Annotated in this window: 17 protein-coding genes and 2 pseudogenes; 6 read left to right on the forward strand and 13 right to left on the reverse strand. The window is 32.0% G+C overall.

The window, feature by feature from the left end; all coding sequences use genetic code 11:
- The 4 genes and pseudogenes from ACIQ11_RS01095 to ACIQ11_RS01110 form a co-directional block, all read left to right on the forward strand.
- A pseudogene (locus ACIQ11_RS01095) lies at positions 1-178 on the forward strand (methyltransferase); the annotation flags it as partial.
- 70 nt (positions 179-248) lie between these two features.
- Positions 249-1,097 (forward strand): glycosyltransferase, encoded by an 849-nt coding sequence (locus tag ACIQ11_RS01100; RefSeq protein ID WP_396152008.1) that lies wholly within the window; start codon positions 249-251, stop codon positions 1,095-1,097.
- A gap of 67 nt (positions 1,098-1,164) precedes the next feature.
- Entirely contained in the window at positions 1,165-1,911 is a 747-nt protein-coding gene (locus tag ACIQ11_RS01105; protein ID WP_396152010.1) for an MlaE family ABC transporter permease, read from the forward strand.
- Positions 1,911-2,678, forward strand: a complete 768-nt coding sequence (locus ACIQ11_RS01110; RefSeq protein ID WP_291240955.1) for an ABC transporter ATP-binding protein — start codon at positions 1,911-1,913, stop codon at positions 2,676-2,678. Before ACIQ11_RS01105 ends, ACIQ11_RS01110 begins: the two co-directional genes overlap by 1 nt.
- Here the strand turns inward: ACIQ11_RS01110 and aroA are convergent.
- From aroA to rsgA, 4 genes are all read right to left on the reverse strand, one after another.
- Complete coding sequence (aroA, locus tag ACIQ11_RS01115; protein WP_396152012.1) at positions 2,675-3,934, reverse strand: 3-phosphoshikimate 1-carboxyvinyltransferase; 1,260 nt, start codon at positions 3,932-3,934, stop codon at positions 2,675-2,677. The two genes, ACIQ11_RS01110 and aroA, sit on opposite strands and share 4 nt — an antisense overlap.
- A 2-nt stretch (positions 3,935-3,936) precedes the next feature.
- Complete coding sequence (locus ACIQ11_RS01120; RefSeq protein WP_353076667.1) at positions 3,937-4,263, reverse strand: nucleotide pyrophosphohydrolase; 327 nt, start codon at positions 4,261-4,263, stop codon at positions 3,937-3,939.
- Positions 4,264-4,441: 178 nt separating this feature from the next.
- Positions 4,442-4,894, reverse strand: coding sequence for a D-aminoacyl-tRNA deacylase (dtd, locus tag ACIQ11_RS01125; RefSeq protein WP_396152014.1), 453 nt, complete (start codon positions 4,892-4,894; stop codon positions 4,442-4,444).
- 19 nt (positions 4,895-4,913) lie between these two features.
- The gene (gene rsgA / locus ACIQ11_RS01130) at positions 4,914-5,891 is read right to left on the reverse strand and encodes a ribosome small subunit-dependent GTPase A (RefSeq protein WP_396152016.1); all 978 of its coding nucleotides are present in this window, start codon (positions 5,889-5,891) and stop codon (positions 4,914-4,916) included.
- A 173-nt stretch (positions 5,892-6,064) separates the two neighbouring features.
- Between rsgA and ACIQ11_RS01135 the strand changes: the two genes are divergently transcribed.
- Complete coding sequence (locus tag ACIQ11_RS01135) at positions 6,065-6,472, forward strand: hypothetical protein (protein ID WP_353076663.1); 408 nt, start codon at positions 6,065-6,067, stop codon at positions 6,470-6,472.
- Between the two features lie 32 nt (positions 6,473-6,504).
- Here the strand turns inward: ACIQ11_RS01135 and ACIQ11_RS01140 are convergent, their stop codons facing one another.
- The 4 genes from ACIQ11_RS01140 to ACIQ11_RS01155 form a co-directional block, all read right to left on the reverse strand.
- Entirely contained in the window at positions 6,505-7,587 is a 1,083-nt protein-coding gene (locus ACIQ11_RS01140) for a chorismate mutase (RefSeq protein WP_396152019.1), read from the reverse strand.
- 119 nt (positions 7,588-7,706) lie between these two features.
- The gene (locus ACIQ11_RS01145; RefSeq protein WP_396152022.1) at positions 7,707-8,390 is read right to left on the reverse strand and encodes an SDR family NAD(P)-dependent oxidoreductase; all 684 of its coding nucleotides are present in this window, start codon (positions 8,388-8,390) and stop codon (positions 7,707-7,709) included.
- A 5-nt stretch (positions 8,391-8,395) separates the two neighbouring features.
- Complete coding sequence (locus ACIQ11_RS01150) at positions 8,396-9,706, reverse strand: ABC1 kinase family protein (protein WP_396152025.1); 1,311 nt, start codon at positions 9,704-9,706, stop codon at positions 8,396-8,398.
- A gap of 15 nt (positions 9,707-9,721) precedes the next feature.
- On the reverse strand, positions 9,722-10,399 hold the full coding sequence (locus ACIQ11_RS01155) for a TetR family transcriptional regulator C-terminal domain-containing protein (RefSeq protein ID WP_396152027.1): 678 nt from the start codon (positions 10,397-10,399) through the stop codon (positions 9,722-9,724).
- Positions 10,400-10,516: 117 nt separating this feature from the next.
- On the opposite strand from ACIQ11_RS01155, the pseudogene ACIQ11_RS01160 reads away from it, so the two are divergent.
- Positions 10,517-11,170, forward strand: a pseudogene (locus tag ACIQ11_RS01160) (ATP-binding cassette domain-containing protein); the annotation flags it as partial.
- A gap of 32 nt (positions 11,171-11,202) precedes the next feature.
- Here the strand turns inward: ACIQ11_RS01160 and ACIQ11_RS01165 are convergent.
- The 5 genes from ACIQ11_RS01165 to ACIQ11_RS01185 all read right to left on the reverse strand — a co-directional run bounded on the left by ACIQ11_RS01165 (position 11,203) and on the right by ACIQ11_RS01185 (position 18,403).
- A complete protein-coding gene (locus tag ACIQ11_RS01165) occupies positions 11,203-11,937 on the reverse strand; it encodes a head GIN domain-containing protein (protein WP_396152029.1) in 735 nt (244 codons plus the stop codon).
- On the reverse strand, positions 11,934-13,022 hold the full coding sequence (locus ACIQ11_RS01170) for an acyloxyacyl hydrolase (RefSeq protein ID WP_396152031.1): 1,089 nt from the start codon (positions 13,020-13,022) through the stop codon (positions 11,934-11,936). The genes ACIQ11_RS01165 and ACIQ11_RS01170 overlap by 4 nt, the downstream gene beginning before the upstream one ends.
- A 55-nt stretch (positions 13,023-13,077) precedes the next feature.
- The gene (metF, locus tag ACIQ11_RS01175) at positions 13,078-14,034 is read right to left on the reverse strand and encodes a methylenetetrahydrofolate reductase [NAD(P)H] (RefSeq protein WP_396152033.1); all 957 of its coding nucleotides are present in this window, start codon (positions 14,032-14,034) and stop codon (positions 13,078-13,080) included.
- Positions 14,035-14,111: 77 nt separating this feature from the next.
- The gene (locus tag ACIQ11_RS01180) at positions 14,112-17,213 is read right to left on the reverse strand and encodes a vitamin B12 dependent-methionine synthase activation domain-containing protein (RefSeq protein ID WP_396152035.1); all 3,102 of its coding nucleotides are present in this window, start codon (positions 17,211-17,213) and stop codon (positions 14,112-14,114) included.
- A gap of 179 nt (positions 17,214-17,392) precedes the next feature.
- Complete coding sequence (locus ACIQ11_RS01185) at positions 17,393-18,403, reverse strand: homocysteine S-methyltransferase family protein (protein WP_396152037.1); 1,011 nt, start codon at positions 18,401-18,403, stop codon at positions 17,393-17,395.
- Between the last annotated feature and the right edge of the window lie 19 nt (positions 18,404-18,422).

Raw genomic sequence — 18,422 nt, forward strand, 5'->3', positions numbered from 1 at the left:
ACATTATCACGAATTTGAAGATTGGCAATTGGACTGGTTACTAGAAAAAACAGGATTTCAAATTGTAGATCGTGTTAAATTTACACATCCTGTAAAGAAAATTGGTTTTCGTCCTTTATTGAGATGGTTTACTCCGAGATATTATTTGGTTTACGCAGAACGAAATCCCAAAATATAAATCCCAAATCCCAAATTACTCTACTATTTAAGTTGGAATTTGGAATTTTTAAAAATTGGAATTTTTCAATATGAAATACTATATTATCATTCCGGCTTACAATGAAGAAGCATTTATGGCTTTAACATTACAATCTTTGTTAGCACAAACCGTTTTGCCATCGAAAATTATTGTAGTAAATGATAATTCATCAGATAAAACTGCAGAAATTGTATCTTCTTTTTCCGAAAAATTTCCGTTTATTTCTTTAGTAAATAAAAAATCTGATGCCATTCATCTTCCTGGAAGCAAAGTAATTCAAGCGTTTCAAGAAGGAGAAAAACACATTGATGACCAATACGATATTATTGTGAAAGTGGATGCCGATTTGATTTTTCCAAATAATTATTTCGAAACCATTATAAAACATTTTCAATCTGATACAACAATTGGAATGGTTGGTGGTTTTTGCTATATTGAAAAAAATGGCGATTGGATTTTAGAAAACTTAACCGATAAAGACCATATTAGAGGGGCTTTAAAAGCATATAGAAAAGAAACATATAAGCAAATTGGTGGATTAAAACCTGCGATGGGTTGGGATACCGTGGACGAATTATTATGTAAATTTTACAATTGGAAAGTCGTTACTGATGAAAGTTTACACGTAAAGCACCTAAAACCAACCGGAGCCAGTTATACTAAAGCCGCAAGATATAAGCAAGGTGAAGCCTTTTACAGTTTAGGTTATGGATTTATTATAACCGCAGTTGCCTCTTTAAAATTATCTTCAAGAAAAGGAAAACCTTTTTTATTTATTGATTATATTATGGGTTTTTGGAAATCAAAATCTTCAGAAAAACCTTTATTTGTTACTCCAGAACAAGCCAAATGGATTAGAAATTATAGATGGAAAAAAATGAAAGAAAAGTTGTTTTAAACTATTAAAATAAAATTAAAACAGTATTTTTACTGAATACTAAAACAAATAAATCGTACCCTAATTAATGATGCTCGTTAGATATTTATCGCAAATTGGTCGTTATTTTATAATGCTAAAAGAGGTGTTTAATCGTCCTGTAAAATGGTCTGTGATGAAACAACTTATCCTAAAAGAAATTGACGATTTGATTATTGATTCTTTGGGGATTGTATGTTTCATTTCGTTTTTTGTGGGTGGTGTTGTTGCAATTCAAACGGCATTAAACTTAACCAATCCACTGATACCAAAATATTTAATTGGATTTGCTACACGTCAATCAATTGTGTTAGAATTTGCCCCTACTTTTATTTCTATCATTATGGCGGGAAAAATGGGTTCGTTTATAACGTCAAGTATTGGATCTATGCGCGTTACGGAGCAAATAGAAGCTTTAGAAGTTATGGGTGTAAACGCGTTAAATTATTTAGTTTTTCCAAAAATGATAGCGGTTTTATTATATCCTTTCGTAATTGGAATTGCTATGTTTTTAGGTATTTTTGGCGGCTATTTGGCAGGCGTTTATGGCGATTTTACCTCAAGCACCGATTTTATAATAGGACTTCAAAAAGAATTTATTCCTTTCCATATTGTTTATGCGTTTATTAAAACTTTAATGTTTGCCTTTTTGTTAGCTACAATTCCTTCTTTTCACGGCTTTTATATGAAAGGTGGTGCGTTAGAAGTTGGTAAGGCAAGTACGGTATCGTTTGTTTGGACCTCGGTAGTAATTATTTTAATGAACTATATTTTAACTCAATTACTTTTAAGCTAATGATTGAAGTACATAACATTCAAAAAAGTTTTGGTGATCAAATGATTCTAAAAGGCATTTCGACAAGTTTTGAAGCTGGCAAAACCAGTTTAGTCATTGGTCAAAGTGGTTCTGGGAAAACGGTTTTTATAAAATCATTATTAGGCGTTCACGAAATTGATAGCGGTTATATTTCGTTCGATAATCGTATTTATAAAGAGTTAAATAAAGATGAAAAGCGAGACATTCGTACCGAAATTGGAATGGTTTTTCAAGGAAGTGCTTTATTTGATAGTATGACGGTGGAAGAAAATATAGGTTTTCCATTAAAAATGTTCACTAATAAATCGCCCTCTGAAATTAAAGAACGAGTGAATTTTGTGATTGATAGAGTGAATTTGGTTAATGCCAATCATAAAAAACCATCTGAAATTTCTGGAGGAATGCAAAAACGTGTGGCGATTGCAAGAGCGATTGTAAATAATCCGAAATATTTATTTTGTGACGAACCAAATTCTGGTTTAGACCCAAAAACGGCAATTGTAATTGATAATTTAATTCAAGAAATTACTAAAGAATATAACATTACTACTGTGATAAACACGCACGATATGAATTCTGTAATGGAAATTGGAGAAAAAATTGTATTTCTAAAAAACGGTTTATTAGAATGGGAAGGTTCTAACAAAGAAATCTTTAAAACCGATAACGCCGCTGTTACCGACTTTGTATATTCAAGTGAATTATTTAAACGTGTCCGAAAAATGTATTTAGAAGATGATATCTAATTAGAAGCGTTTTCTTCTATTGAAAAACCGAATTGCTTAAAATCTTCCCAAAAAGTAGGATACGATTTTGAAACTACCTCAGCATTTTCAATAATAATTGGTACTTTTAAAGCTAAAGGAGCAAAAGCCATAGCCATTCTGTGATCTTGATAGGTAGAAATTCTTATGTTAGATTTTATATTTTCTGATTGCTCCAGGGCTAATGAATTATTGGTAATTGAAATTGCAGCTCCCAATTTGTTTAATTCGTTTTTTAAAGCTTCAATTCGGTCGGTTTCTTTAATTTTCAGCGTGTGCAAACCTGTTAAATGACAACTAATTCCTAATCCAAAACAAGTTACTGCAATAGTTTGTGCAATGTCTGGACTATTTTTAAGTTTCAGGTTTAAGGTTTCAGGTTTTAAGTTCTCAACTTTACGTAAAAGCATATGATTAGTATAAAAAACTGTTTCTACGCCAAAATTTTTATATATTTCTACTAAAGCAAAATCGCCTTGTAAACTATTTTCTTTAAAACTTGATAAGGTAATTTGCGTACCAATTTCGGAAAGCGCAATAATTGAATACCAATACGATGCTGAAGACCAATCGGATTCAATAGTAAATTTTGAATTCTGAATTGCAGATTGCGGCTTTACTGTAATTTTATTTTCTGCAGATGATGTTTCTACACCCATTTCATTTAAAAATGCCAATGTCATTTTTATGTAAGAAATCGATGTTATATCGCCTTCCAGTGTTAATTCCAATCCGTTTTCTAATTTTGGTGCGATTAACAACAAAGCAGAAATATATTGGCTACTCACGTTTGCTGGAAGTGAAACTTTGCTTTCTGTAAGTTTTTTTCCTTTGATTTTTAATGGTGGAAAGCCTTCTTTTTCTAAATACGAAATTTCAGCTCCAAGCTCATTTAAAGCATCAACCAAAATTTTAATTGGACGTTCTTTCATTCTTGAAGAACCTGTAAGTTGGACTTCAAATCCGTCTTGTGCAGCAAAGTAGGCAGTTAAAAATCGCATTGCTGTTCCGGCGTGGTGAACGTCTATTTTTGGGTATTGGGTTTTGGGTATTGGGTATTGGGCGCCCAAAGCTTTTATCATAACTTCGGAGTCATCGGAAGTTGATGAGTTTTCTAAAACTAAATTTGGGTATAATGCTTGTAACAGCAATAATCGATTCGTTTCTGACTTTGAACCCGTTATTTTCAAAATTAAATTTTGAATTTTGAATTTTGAATTTTGAATTTTTAGATTCACAATTACTTCAATTTTTCGTTGTTCTGATGGCGGTCGTGGTCTCTATTGGTTTTTAAGTCGAGTTTTTTATCAAAAGCGTCTTGCAAATTAATTCCAGTTTGATTGGCTAAACATAAAACGACAAATACTACATCTGCTAATTCTTCGCCTAAATCTTTATTTTTATCCGATTCTTTTTCAGATTGTTCACCGTATCTTCTTGCTATAATTCGAGCTACTTCACCTACTTCTTCTGTAAGCTGTGCCATATTGGTTAATTCGTTGAAATAGCGAACCCCGTGGTTTTTTATCCAATTATCAACGTCAAGTTGTGCATTTTGTATGTCCATTTATTTCTTTTTTTTGTGATTTTGATACATATTAAACAAAGCCAACATAAGTCCGAAACTAGATGCTGTAAGTACGGTTTTTTCTATAGTTAAATCGTTTAGAAAATACAATAATATGCCAAAAATCGTACTATGAAGTATAAATTTAGCTAAAAATTCTATTAAAATATTTTTCATACTATTCTCTGTTTTTTGAATCAATAATAATAGTTACGGGACCGTCATTAACTAATGCTACTTTCATATCGGCTCCAAATTGTCCTGTTTGGATTTTTTTCCCTAATTCCAATTCTAAAAGTTGTACGAATTTTTCATATATAGGAATAGCAATTTCTGGTTTTGCTGCTTTAATATAACTTGGTCTGTTTCCTTTTTTAGTTAACGCGTGAAGCGTGAATTGACTTACCACAATGATTTCGCCCTTACTATCTTTTACAGAAAGGTTCATAACATTCATTTCGTCTCCGAAAATACGAAGATATACAATTTTAGAAACCAACCAATTAATGTCTTCCAAATTGTCTTCTGATTCAATTCCTACTAAAATTAAAAGTCCTTTATTTATTTGAGCTACAATATTCTGGTCAATTGTAACCGAAGCTTCTGAAACACGTTGAATTACTACTTTCAAAATAATGGTAAATTATAAATTATTTTCTGGTTTCATCGCTGGCAATTCGGTCTTCGCCGTAAATATCATTACGGTATTGCTCTTCGTCGCCTTCTAAAATTTTTAAATAACTTTGGTACCTACTCCAAGTAATTTTATCTTCATCAAGTGCTTTTTTTACAGCACAATGCGGCTCTTCTTTATGCAAACAATTGTTGAATTTACACGCTTCTTTTAAAGCAAAAAGTTCTGGAAAATAATCTGAAACCTCTTGTTTTTCCATATCTACCATACCAAAACCTCTAATTCCAGGTGTGTCAATTATTCTAATATTATTTGACAAATCAAACATTTCAGCAAAAGTAGTGGTATGTTGCCCTTGCGCGTGGGAATTAGAGATTTCTTTAGTTTTCAATTTTAATGTAGGCTCAATTGCGTTTACTAACGTTGATTTTCCCACACCAGAATGACCTGAAAACATAGATACTTTTCCTTTCATAATATCCATTAATTCTGCAACGCCTTTATTATCAGTTGCCGAAACACGCAAACATTTATACCCAATTTCGGTGTAAATATGTTGCAAATACAATTGCTCTTCTAAAGTAGCCTCGTCAAAGGTGTCAATTTTATTGAAAATTAAAATCGCTTCAATTCCATATGCTTTTGCAGTAACCAAAAATCTATCAATAAAACTTGTTGTAGTTATTGGGTTGTTGATCGTCACAATTAGAAAGCCAATATCAATATTTGAGGCAATAATATGTGTTTGCTTAGATAAATTTACCGATTTACGTACGATATAATTTTTTCTATCGTGAATATGCGTAATAATTCCGTTTACTTCATCTACGGTTTCGTCTAAATCAAAGTCTACCACATCGCCTACCGCTATAGGATTGGTACTTTTAATACCTTTCATACGAAATTTACCTTTGATACGACAATTATAAAATTGGTTATCATCAGATTTTACGTAATACCAACTTCCTGTAGATTTATAAACGGTTCCTGTCATGAATTATTTTAAATTAATATAGCAAATATAAGATTTCTTATGATAACGAAATAATAAAACGTTTGAAATGAATTTTGAAATTATATTCTTATTTTTTAAATTTGCTTTTATAACCTAAATCTAAAATTATGATTAAAAAATTATTTTTAAGTTGTGCATTGTGCATTTATACAATGACAACATTCGGACAAACAGTTGAGTACAAAATTGTAACTTCAATAGAATCAGTCGTTCCAGGAGGAATAGGTAGATCTAGAATTATTGAAAACGGTACTGAAGTAGATTACACACAATTCACTACAGTTAGAACTGCTGATGGCAAGGAAAAAACTACAAGTGATCGATCAGATGTGAAAATTGATAATTTAAAAGAATCTACTTTATTGAATTTTTATAGTCTTGTTGGAATAAATTTTCAAAATATCGCTTCTAATGATGCTATGATAACTTCTCTTTTAAATAAATATAGTGTTGAAGGATGGGAATTATTTAATGTGTCAAGTGCTGCAGAAAGTGACGGAGGTAAAGATGATAGAACAGGGATTTTTATAACACGATATATTTTTAAAAAAAATAAATAATAATTAAAAGGCTATAACGTTGTTATGGCCTTTTAACTTTTAAATACTATTTCCTGATGAGCAATACTTTCTTGATGTATCGCTTTGTAAATTTTCAATACAAATTCTTCGTTTAGTCCTTTATTTTCGCCATCTACAATCATTCTTCCTAAAATTTCATTCCAACGTTTGTTTTGCAAAATCGCTACGTTTTTCTCCTTTTTAAGTTGTCCGATTTTCTCTGCTAACTTCATACGTTTTCCTAAAATTTCAATTAATTTTGTGTCTAATTCGTCAATATAGGCGCGTTGTAAAGCCATTTCTTTATTCCATTCTGCATTTTCATCTGTTTCTTTTCTCATTTTCAAATCGATGAAAATTTGTTTCAAAGTCGCAGGTGTTACTTGCTGTGCAGCGTCACTCCAAGCGTTATCTGGATCGAAATGAGTTTCAATAATTAATCCGTCGTAATTTAAATCTAAAGCTTGTTGTGCAACTTCCTGAATCATATCTCGTTTACCTGTAATGTGCGATGGATCACAAATTAAAGGCAAATTCGGGAATCTATTTTGTAAATCAATTGCTATTTGCCATTCTGGATTGTTTCTATATTTTGTTTTTTCATAGGTTGAAAATCCTCGATGAATCACTCCTAAATTTTTAATACCAGCTTGATATAAGCGTTCTAATCCGCCAATCCATAAAGATAAATCTGGATTCACTGGGTTTTTAATCAATACAATTTTATCTGTGTTTTTTAATGCATCGGCAATTTCTTGCACAGCAAATGGATTTACAGTTGTTCTTGCACCAATCCAAAGTACATCAATATCATATTGTAAAGCTAATTTTACGTGATTGGCATTGGCAACTTCTATGGCCATCAACAAACCAGTTTCTGCTTTGGCTTTTTGTAGCCATTTTAGACCAATTTCACCTACGCCTTCAAATCCACCAGGTCGTGTTCTGGGTTTCCAAATTCCAGCACGAAAAATAGAAACATCTGAATTTTTTAATTCGTGTGCAATTTTTAATACTTGCTCTTCGGTTTCAGCACTACACGGCCCAGCTATAACTAAAGGATGATTTAATTTTAAATCTACCAACCATTGTTTGTGTTCTTTTGTGATTTCCATTTTTTTTGAATAAAAAATCCCGAAAAAAATCGGGATTTATTAATTTATATACTTTAATATAACGTATTGGTTATATAATTTAGTGGCGATTTTTATACTATTACAAATATATAAAATATTTAATAACATAAACTTACCAAACCGTTATCTTGAACGATAATTTGACCCGTTATCCCATTCGAACTATCAGTTAAAAGAAAACAAGCCGTTTTTGAAACATCAATAGGATTTAATATTCGTTTTAAAGGATGTTTTGCAATCATATTTTCTCTAATTTGGTCTGAACGTAAAATTCCAGCGGCTAAAGGAGTATCAATTAGCGATGGCGCAATAGCATTAACTCTTATTTTTGGTGCTAATTCGGCAGCCAAACTTTTTACTAAACCTTCAACAGCGCCTTTTGCAGCAGCAATACTTGCGTGATATGGCATCCCTGATTGAACAGCTACCGTACTAAAGAATACTACACTGGCTTGTTCTGGTTTTTTTAACGCAGGTAAGTAGTGTTGAAACGCTTTTAATGCACCAAAAAAATTCACATTTAAATCTGAATTAAAATCTTCTATACTTAAACGATTAAAAGGCTTCAAGTTGATACTTCCTAAGCAATATACCAAACCATCAACAGTATCGATAGTGGGCAACGTGTCTACTAAAGCGTCTAATTGATGCCAATTTCCATTAAATTCATAAGTAGGCTCAGAACGAGAAATAACGTGACAAAAATTTCCTTTTTCAGATAATTCTTTTACAATTTGTTCGCCAACACCTTTACTTCCTCCAATTATAATGTAGTTTTTCATTAGTATTAATTATTTAAATATTTTTCGAAATCATTAATTTTTACTTTTGCTTTGATGTCAAACATCAAACTATATAAACCAAAAAAGGTTCTGTTCACATAAATAAAATGTTTTGAACCTCGGTTTCCATTCATTTTACGTAGTGTTTTATCACTTGCGAATTTCTCACTTAAAGCAGCTATTTGAGCTTGAAACTCAGGTTGTGCGAAATCAAATATTTCAGCTTGAATTGGTTGTGTAAACACGCTTAATAATTCGTGAAACATATCAGTAAAAAAGGCTAACTCTTTCGGAGAATCTGTTGTTTTTAATATTTCTAATTCGAATAATTTTTTTGTAAAATAGTCCATATCTTTTAAAGAATCTGGTGTAGACACTTCAAAATAAGGTACATAAAAATCATTCGGAATTTCCTTCATACAACCAAAATCAATCGCAATTAAGTTATCGTTTTTATCAACTAAAAAATTACCCGGATGCGGATCAGCGTGAAATTTTTTCAACTGATGAATTTGGTACATATAGAAATTCCATAACGTTTGTCCAACTTTATCACGTTGTTCTTGAGAGGCATTGCTCGAACAAAATTCAGATAAATGAATTCCATTCATCCAATCCATTGTGATAATTTTGTCAGAAGAATATTCTGGGTAATAGTTGGGAAATAATAAGTTATCAATTTTCTTACAATCAATAATTACTGCCATCGATTGAGATATTTCCAATTTATAATCCGTTTCTTCGGTAAGTTTGTCTTCAACTTCTTGAAAATATTCATCAGAAGTTCCTTGCAAATTAAACATTCTTACCGCAATTGGTTTCACTAAAGCAATATCAGATCCGATACTTTCACGTATTCCAGGATACTGAATTTTTACAGCTAATTCTTTTCCGTTTTTGGTTGCTTTGTGAACTTGTCCTATACTTGCCGCATTAATGGAATCTGGAGAAAATGTATCAAATAGTTCTTCTGGATATTGTTTAAAATAGGTTTTAAATGTTTTTCGAACCAACGGTGCAGATAATGGCGGCACAGAAAATTGCGACAACGAAAACTTATCTACATAAGATTGAGGCAATAAGTTTTTTTCCATACTAAGCATTTGTGCAACTTTTAGCGCACTTCCCTTTAATTCCTTTAACCCATCGTATATATCTGTGGCATTGCTTTCGTGTAATTTATCTTTAGTTAAAGACGGATTCACTACTTTTTCACCATAATATTTAAGGTAATTTCCTCCAACTTTCACTCCAGTCGTAACTAATTTTGTTACACGCTCCATCTTTCCTGTTGGAATACTATCTATTTTTTTCATTATTTTATGTTGTGTTTATGATTTTGAAAACATCCCGTTCATTTGTTCTTTCCACAAAAATTTTCCAAAATCAATAATGCTTTGTGTAGGAATATTATATGCCAAATCGAAACTCGCTTTTACTGATTTTTCAATAAATACATCGGTTTTTTCAAAATTGGATGATTCATCGTTCATCCAAAAATTGAAGATGGATAAAAATTGCAACCAAGATGCTTCTTGTAATACTTTATCTTGAATTTTTACTACTGTTTCTTGTTCAATTTTAATTGGCTTTTCCAAAATAGTTAGAGCATAATCCAAATATACTTCGCGAAGTTTAGACAACTTCCCTAAGTTTTTCATTGGGTTTTTATCTTCTTTCAATAAATGAATGATAAAACTTCTATTTGCAGTAGCCATTTCGAAAAATGTAAAATAAAAAGCAGATAATTTATTAGCACTATCATAGGATTGATATCCTTCATTTTTTTCAAGTAACTCTAATGTATAAGCAAACATCGAAACAAAATAGTTTTTTTCTAACAATTCAAATGAAGCAAAATAGTGATAAAAATCACTTTCATCCATATTGTTTAACTTAGCAAATTCATAAACCGAATTTGGTTTTTTTGCGTTTGTTAAACAAAAATCAGTGTATGCAGAAACAATTACATCTTCGGTAATTACTTTCTTTTTTTTAGGTGCTGCCATAGTATAAATATTTTGTTGAACAAATTTACAAAAAAATTAAACAATAAAAACCATATTAACTTAAATTTATCTATTAAAGTATTGCTTTTATTTATTATTTTTGTTGAAAACAAGAATATGTCAATAGAAGTAAAAAACATAACCAAAACGTACGGAACACAAAAAGCGTTAGACAACGTAAGTTTTTCTGTAAAAAAAGGCGAAATAGTAGGTTTTTTAGGTCCAAATGGTGCCGGAAAATCGACATTAATGAAAATATTGACTACTTATTTAACAGCAGATGAAGGTGAAGCCTTTGTAAATGGTTTTGACGTTACTTCTGCTCAGAAAAACGTGCAACAATCGGTTGGTTATTTACCAGAACACAATCCGTTATATTTGGATTTATATGTGCGTGAATATTTAGAATTTAGTGCTGATGTTCATAAAACAGATAAATCTCGTATTCAAGAAGTGATTGAATTGACGGGTTTAACTCCAGAATGTCACAAAAAAATTGGCGAACTTTCTAAAGGATTTCGTCAGCGTGTAGGATTGGCTACAGCTTTACTTCACAATCCAGATGTTTTGATTTTAGATGAACCAACAACAGGATTAGATCCAAATCAATTAGTTGAAATTAGAGAATTAATTAAAAATATTGGAAAAGATAAAACCGTATTTTTATCTACACATATTATGCAGGAAGTACAAGCTATTTGCGATAGAATTATCATTATTCACAAAGGAAAAATTGTGGAAGATGCACAACTTGCTGATTTAGGAAGCAATTTAGAGAAAGTATTTAGAGAGAAGACGAAAGCTTAGTTCAGTATCAAATGTCCTGAAAACAATTGTTCTACATTTATAATTAGTGGATTATTTTTCAGAATCACATTTCCTGTATTTAAAATTTTTCCTGAGATAGATTGAATGGGTTTTAGAATCATATCGTTAGAACCACGTTGAAAGATTTTTATGTTTTGACAAATGAAATTTTCTCCCATAAATTTACCCGTACCAAAATAGAAATTACACAATAATTCCGCAGTATTTCCTGAAATTGTAAAATTAGACACGTGATTAGATTCAATTACGGTTTGTGCATTATTTATATTGAAATAGAAATCGCCAGTACCGGCTTCTTCTTCATTTAAAGCAAATAATCTCAGAATTGGAAAAGTCAACGTCCCATCTGAAAAAATATCTTGTTCGGTTTTGCTATGAATTTCGGAAATATTTGGTGCCGTTACATAAACAGTTGCAGCTTTAAAATCACGCGTCCAGTTACAGGTTGAATTGTCTTTTACTACTAAAAAATCGCCTTGTTTAGTTACTTCAATATTACCGATTATATTTGTGCCTGATTGAATGATGACTTTAAAATCTGGTCCTTCTTTTACAACCAAAGAAATTCCTGAATGCACACGAATTTTATCGAAATCAGAAATAGCATATTCTTTTGTAACAGTATCACCAGCATTTTTAATACAATCTTCAGAAATTCCACAACCTGAAAGGAATAACACAAAAGCAAAAAGTATATATTTTTTTATCATAATCGTATTCCTAAAGTTAGTTCTGCCGCTTCCGCTTTTGCTTTATGCGTTTTTAAACCAATTCCTGTAAATATATTTTTATTGATATAATATTTTAACGTCAATCGCTGATAGATATCAATATCATATTTAAAAGGTTTGTATACATAATATCCAAATTGCGTTTCAATGGATAGTTTATTAATAAATAATTCGTGACCCACAAAAACGCCAATTCTTTTATAATCCGTATTTGGGTCTACTGGTTTTTTATCTGGAAAGGCTACTGAAGAAAACTGAATATAATCTTTTAAATATCTTGAAAAAAACACATCTGTTCCTAATTGTATGGCACTTTTTCTATTAAATCGCTTGTCTGCATATAAACCAATGTGATAAAACTGACGCTGACCAATCCCAACTACTGGCGCTTCTGAAATTCCTGTTCGAAAGGCTAAATTATATTTAATTTTTTCTGCATACGATTTTGTGTTTGGCAAACTATCTTTTATAATCGTTTTGTCTTTATCAAAATTATAATTCAATCCAAAATTAAATGAATAACTGTTTATACCGCTATTTGGCGCTTTAAATCGTGCATTCGAAAAATGGGTAAGCATAAATCCTGTTTGCAAACCAATTGGTCCAAGAAGGTTTTGCTTTTGATATTGTAATAAAATGTAATTGTTGTCTAATAACTTTGAACCAAAAGCGTTGTTTTTATTATTGGTTTCTTTATCGTACGGATTTGTTGTAAATCCAATTCCTTGTGAAACTCTAAAAAGTAAATGTCTTTTTAAAAAGTAAAAATTATAATGTAACCCTATCGCATAATTTTTACCTAAATAGTTATTTTTAAAGTCGATAGCTTGGAAAGAAATTCCATAATCTGGATAACCATAAACTTGCTGCCATTCTATTTTACCTGATGATTTTTTATTTATACTCACCAAAAACCCTTCTGGATGTCCGGTTGCCAAATGACTAACCTCTGGTGTATGTTTGAAAACATTTCCACGAAATCCTTGAACATCTACATAATAGGCGTCCGATTGATTTTGTGAAAACGAAATTCCAAAAATGAATAAAAGTAAAAAATGCTTCATAAAAATAATTCAGACAAATATAGTTTATGAAGTTTAATTACAAAGAAAATTGAAATTAAAATATTTGACTGGCAATGGCTTTGATGTTTTCCGCTTTACCCATAGAGTAATAATGAAGCACTGGTATTCCTGTCGCCACAAGTTCTTTACTTTGTTGTGTACACCATTCAATACCAATTTGTTTTACCGCATCATTATCTTTAGCTTTCACAACCGACATAATTAAATCATCTGGTAATTCGATGCTAAATCGGTGTGGAATTAAATTTAGTTGTTTTTTTGTTGAAATGGGCTTCAAACCTGGTATAATAGGAACAGTAATTCCAGCCGCTCTGCACTTCGCAACAAATTCGAAAAATTTCTGATTATCAAAAAACATTTGCGTAATAATATAATCCGCACCGTTTTTAATCTTTTGTTTTAAGAAATGAATGTCACTATCTAAACTTGGTGCTTCCATATGTTTTTCGGGATATCCTGCAACACCAATACAAAAATCAGTTTTAGATGAATTTTGCAAATCGGCATCTAAATAAATACCGTTATTTAAATCATTAATTTGCGAAACCAATTCAGAAGCAAAAACGTGACCTTCTTTTTCTGGTTTAAAATAAATTTCACTTTTAACCGCATCACCACGAAGCGCTACCACGTTATCAATTCCTAAGAAATCTAAATCAATTAATAAATTTTCGGTATCTTCTTTCGTAAAACCACCACATAATATATGCGGAATAGCATCCACATTATATTTATTTTGAATTCCTGCACAAATTCCTACCGTTCCAGGACGTTTTTTTACAATTTTCTTTTGTAATAAACCGTTTTCTAATTCCTTGAATTCATATTCCTCTCGATGATACGTAACATCAATGAATGGCGGATTAAATTCCATTAACGGATCAATACTATCAAAAATAGATTGAATATTTTGACCTTTTAAAGGCGGTAAAATTTCAAAAGAAAACAAAGGTTTTCCGTTGGCGTTTTGGATATGTTGTGTTACTTTCATTTTTTTTAGGTTTTGGGTTTTGGGTTTTGGGTATTTGGTAGCCTATTTACCTTATACCTTTTGCCTATTACCTTGAATTAATCTGCAATATTTGGTGCTAACCATTTAGTTGCTGTTTCTATTGATATATTTCTTCTTTTTGCGTAATCTGCTATTTGGTCTGATTTTATTTTTCCTAACCCAAAATACTTGCTTTCTGGATGAGCAAAATAGTATCCTGACACTGAAGAAGCCGGCCACATTGCCATACTTTCAGTTAATTTCACACCAATATTTTCCTCCACTTTTAAAATATCCCAAATAGTTGGCTTTTCTAAATGATCTGGACAGGCTGGATAACCTGGCGCTGGACGAATTCCTTTGTAATTTTCTTTAATTAATTCTTGATTTGAAAGTTGTTCCTCAGAAGCGTATCCCCAAATTTCTTTTCGAACTTTTAAATGTAAATATTCTGCGAAAGCTTCTGCTAATCTATCGCCTAAAGCTTTGGTTAAAATAGCATTATAATCGTCTAATTGTTTTTCAAATTCTGCCGCTTTTTCATCTACGCCAAAACCAGTTGTAACACAAAAACAACCCATATAATCCTGAACACCTGAATCTTTTGGAGCAATAAAATCGGCCAAAGCGATGTTAGGCGCTCCTGCGGTTTTTTGCGATTGTTGTCTTAGTGTAAGAAAAGCCCCCCCCGCCCCCGAAGGGGGAGCTACCAAGATTGTGTTTAATCCTTTGCGAATTTTTTCTATTGTGTTGAAAAAATCTGAGAGGACTTGATTATTTGTGAATCTTATTACTTTGAAACCTTTAGATTCCAACCATTCGGTTCTTTGTTTGTCGTGTTCGATTTGTGCTAAATCATTGTGGACAGCACCATCTACTTCTATAATTAATCTTTTTTCTAAACAAATAAAATCTACAATATATTCACCAACAATATGCTGTCTTCTAAATTTATAATTCTCAATTCCTTTATTGCTCAAAACATTCCAAAGCATTTTTTCTGCTTCAGTGGGTTTGTTACGCATTTCTTTTGCTTTTTCTTTTAAAACGCTATACAATTCAGAGCCTGCAGTTTCCCATCCATACTTATCCACAAAGTCGGGAGCTCCCCCTTCGGGGGTTGGGGGGCTGATTTCAATGTCATCATCATTTATGGTGTTGGCGGGAAAAATTCCTAAAATTCCTTTAGCTGTAAACCATTTTTCAGAGACAATTTTTGACAACATATTTTGCGCATCTTTAAACAAATCTGATGCTTGTTCACCCACTACCTCATCAGTTAATATTGCAGGATATTTTCCAAACAATTCCCAAGATTGAAAAAACGGTGTCCAATCGATAAAATCGACTAAATCTGATAATGCTACCTCAACTATTTTCGTCCCAATAAAATTAGGTTTTATAGCTTCGTAATTGTTCCAATCTATCTTTAATTTATTTTTACGAGCTTCTTCAATCGTTAAGAAATTTTTCTCTCTTGCTCTATTTAAATAGCCATCACGTAATGCATCGTACTCCTCGCGTAACGCAATTGAATACGACATTTTTGTTTCCGTATTTAATAAATTCGAAGCCACAGTTACCGCTCTTGATGCATCATTAACGTGAACAACAGTAGCAGTATATTCCGGAGCAATTTTAACAGCTGTATGTGCGCGTGAAGTGGTTGCGCCACCAATCATTATTGGAATTTTGATGTTTAACTTATTCATTTCTTTGGCCAAATACACCATTTCGTCTAAAGAAGGCGTAATTAGTCCGCTTAAACCGATGATATCTACATTTTCTTTAATGGCGGCATCAATAATTTTTTCTGGCGGAACCATAACGCCTAAATCGATAATTTCAAAATTATTACACGCCAAAACTACTGAAACAATGTTTTTTCCAATGTCGTGAACATCACCTTTAACAGTTGCCATCAATACTTTTCCAGCTGATGAAGAAGCGGTTGCATCTTTTTCGGATTCAATAAATGGTAATAAATACGCCACAGCTTTTTTCATAACTCGTGCTGATTTTACCACTTGAGGTAAAAACATTTTTCCACTTCCGAATAAATCGCCAACCACGTTCATACCATTCATTAAACTGATTTCAATCACTTCAATGGCTTTATTGGCGGTTAATCTGGCTTCTTCTACATCAATTTCAATAAATTCATCAAATCCTTTTACTAACGAATACGTTAATCGTTCTTGAACTGAACCATTTCGCCATTCGGCTATTGCTTTTTCATTTACCTTGAAATCGCCTTTAAAACTTTCGGCTAAATCTAATAAACGTTCGGTAGCATCTTCTCTTCTGTTTAAAAGAACATCTTCTACGTGTTCTAATAAAACAGGATCAATCTCATCGTAAATTTCTAACATTTCAGGATTAACAATTCCCATAGTCATCCCATTCTGAATGGCGTGATATAGAAAAGCAGAGTGCATCGCTTCACGTACCTTATCATTTCCTCGAAAGGAGAATGAAACGTTACTAACCCCACCAGAAACATTCGCATAAGGTAAATTTTCACGAATCCACTTTGTAGCTTGGAAAAAATCTAAAGCGTTTAATTTATGTTCGTCCATTCCAGTTGCTACTGGAAAAATATTCGGATCAAAAATGATATCTTCGGCAGGAAAACCGACTTGGTTGACTAATATATCATAACTTCTTTTACAAATTTCAATTCTTCTTTGGTAATTATCTGCTTGACCGACTTCATCAAAAGCCATAACAATTACTGCTGCACCATATCGCTTAATTAACTTGGCGTGATGTACAAAAACCGCTTCGCCTTCTTTAAGTGAAATTGAATTTACGACCGCTTTTCCTTGTACGACTTTTAAACCCGCTTCGATAATTTCCCATTTCGAACTATCAATCATTACAGGAACACGAGCAATATCAGGTTCGGCAGCAATTAAATTTAGGAATTTTGTCATAGCATAAATGCCATCTAACATTCCTTCATCCATATTAACATCGATAATTTGGGCACCACCTTCCACTTGTTCTCGAGCAATCGAAAGTGCTTCATCATACTTTTCTTCTTTAATTAATCGAAGAAATTTACGAGAACCTGTTACATTGGTTCGTTCTCCAACATTTACGAAAATAGAATCTTCGTTAATAAAGAGTGGTTCTAAACCTGAAAGTTGTAAATTTATTTTAGTTTTTTTTGACATTTTATTTTATAATCTGGCAGGCTAATCTTAAAGAATACTGCTTATTTTTTTATAATTTTCTTTTACTTCTTTCCAAAAGATTTTACTTTTTGAAACATATTTTTTTATTTTGATTATGCTGTTTTTCATTTTTGCTTTTTTAAAATTCATTTAGAATAGTAAAATGCTAAATGACTGTTTTATTCTGATTTTCTTGGCTTAAACTCTGCGGCAACTTCTGCAATTAATTTAATGTGTTCTGGAGTTGTACCGCAGCAACCTCCTATTATATTTATTAAATTGTCTTGTAAATAGTCCCGAATTAAAGCCTGCATTTCCATTGGTGTTTGGTCGTATTCTCCAAAAGCATTTGGCAAACCCGCATTTGGATGTGCCGAAATATTTATTTGTGTATGTTGTGCCAAGCGTTTTAAATAAGGTTTTAACTGATCGGCTCCTAAAGCGCAATTAAATCCTACACTTAACAAAGGAATATGCTGAATAGAAATTAAAAAAGCTTCGACGGTTTGTCCAGATAAAGTTCTTCCAGAAGCATCTGTAATGGTTCCTGAAACCATAATTGGAATATCAATATTTCGTTCTTCTTTTACTTCTTCTATAGCGAAAAGTGCCGCTTTTGCATTTAATGTATCAAAAATAGTTTCAACCAAAAGCACATCCGAACCACCATCAATTAAAGCTTCAACTTGTTGTTTGTATGCGATTCGTAAGTCGTCAAAAGTTACGGCACGAAAACCAGGATCATTTACATCTGGCGACATAGAAGCCGTTCTGTTAGTTGGTCCTATAGATCCTGCTACAAAACGAGGCTTGTCTGTAAATTCGTCAGCCACTTCTCTTGCAATTTTTGCCGATTGGTAATTTAATTCGTACACCAAATCTTCCATATGATAATCGGCCATACCAATAGTAGTACCAGAAAACGTATTGGTTTCTACAATATCTGCACCTGCCTCAAAATACAAACGATGCACTGCTTTTACGGCTTCTGGTTGTGTAATAGAAAGTAAATCGTTATTTCCTTTTAATTGATGTGGAAAATCTTTAAATCGTTCCCCTCGAAAATCTTCTTCTTCAAATTTATTGCGTTGCAACATAGTACCCATAGCGCCGTCAAGAACTAAAATTCTTTCTTTAATGGCTTGTTGTATATTGCTTTTAATTTGTTGTATTTCTGGTGAATTTGACATTTTCAACGGAATTATATTT

The sequence above is a fragment of the Flavobacterium sp. genome (assembly GCF_044361065.1).
Lineage (GTDB): Bacteria > Bacteroidota > Bacteroidia > Flavobacteriales > Flavobacteriaceae > Flavobacterium.

Bases quoted from the DNA above. Each gene is read 5' to 3' on its own strand.
- ACIQ11_RS01150 (WP_396152025.1), bottom strand. From the start codon at position 9,706: ATGAAAAAAATAGATAGTATTCCAACAGGAAAGATGGAGCGTGTAACA.
- ACIQ11_RS01185 (WP_396152037.1), bottom strand. From the start codon at position 18,403: ATGTCAAATTCACCAGAAATACAACAAATTAAAAGCAATATACAACAA.
- rsgA (WP_396152016.1), bottom strand. From the start codon at position 5,891: ATGACAGGAACCGTTTATAAATCTACAGGAAGTTGGTATTACGTAAAA.
- ACIQ11_RS01100 (WP_396152008.1), top strand. From the start codon at position 249: ATGAAATACTATATTATCATTCCGGCTTACAATGAAGAAGCATTTATG.
- ACIQ11_RS01180 (WP_396152035.1), bottom strand. From the start codon at position 17,213: ATGTCAAAAAAAACTAAAATAAATTTACAACTTTCAGGTTTAGAACCA.
- ACIQ11_RS01105 (WP_396152010.1), top strand. From the start codon at position 1,165: ATGATGCTCGTTAGATATTTATCGCAAATTGGTCGTTATTTTATAATG.
- ACIQ11_RS01135 (WP_353076663.1), top strand. From the start codon at position 6,065: ATGACAACATTCGGACAAACAGTTGAGTACAAAATTGTAACTTCAATA.
- ACIQ11_RS01170 (WP_396152031.1), bottom strand. From the start codon at position 13,022: ATGAAGCATTTTTTACTTTTATTCATTTTTGGAATTTCGTTTTCACAA.
- ACIQ11_RS01145 (WP_396152022.1), bottom strand. From the start codon at position 8,390: ATGAAAAACTACATTATAATTGGAGGAAGTAAAGGTGTTGGCGAACAA.
- ACIQ11_RS01140 (WP_396152019.1), bottom strand. From the start codon at position 7,587: ATGGAAATCACAAAAGAACACAAACAATGGTTGGTAGATTTAAAATTA.
- ACIQ11_RS01110 (WP_291240955.1), top strand. From the start codon at position 1,911: ATGATTGAAGTACATAACATTCAAAAAAGTTTTGGTGATCAAATGATT.
- ACIQ11_RS01120 (WP_353076667.1), bottom strand. From the start codon at position 4,263: ATGGACATACAAAATGCACAACTTGACGTTGATAATTGGATAAAAAAC.
- ACIQ11_RS01165 (WP_396152029.1), bottom strand. From the start codon at position 11,937: ATGATAAAAAAATATATACTTTTTGCTTTTGTGTTATTCCTTTCAGGT.
- ACIQ11_RS01155 (WP_396152027.1), bottom strand. From the start codon at position 10,399: ATGGCAGCACCTAAAAAAAAGAAAGTAATTACCGAAGATGTAATTGTT.
- metF (WP_396152033.1), bottom strand. From the start codon at position 14,034: ATGAAAGTAACACAACATATCCAAAACGCCAACGGAAAACCTTTGTTT.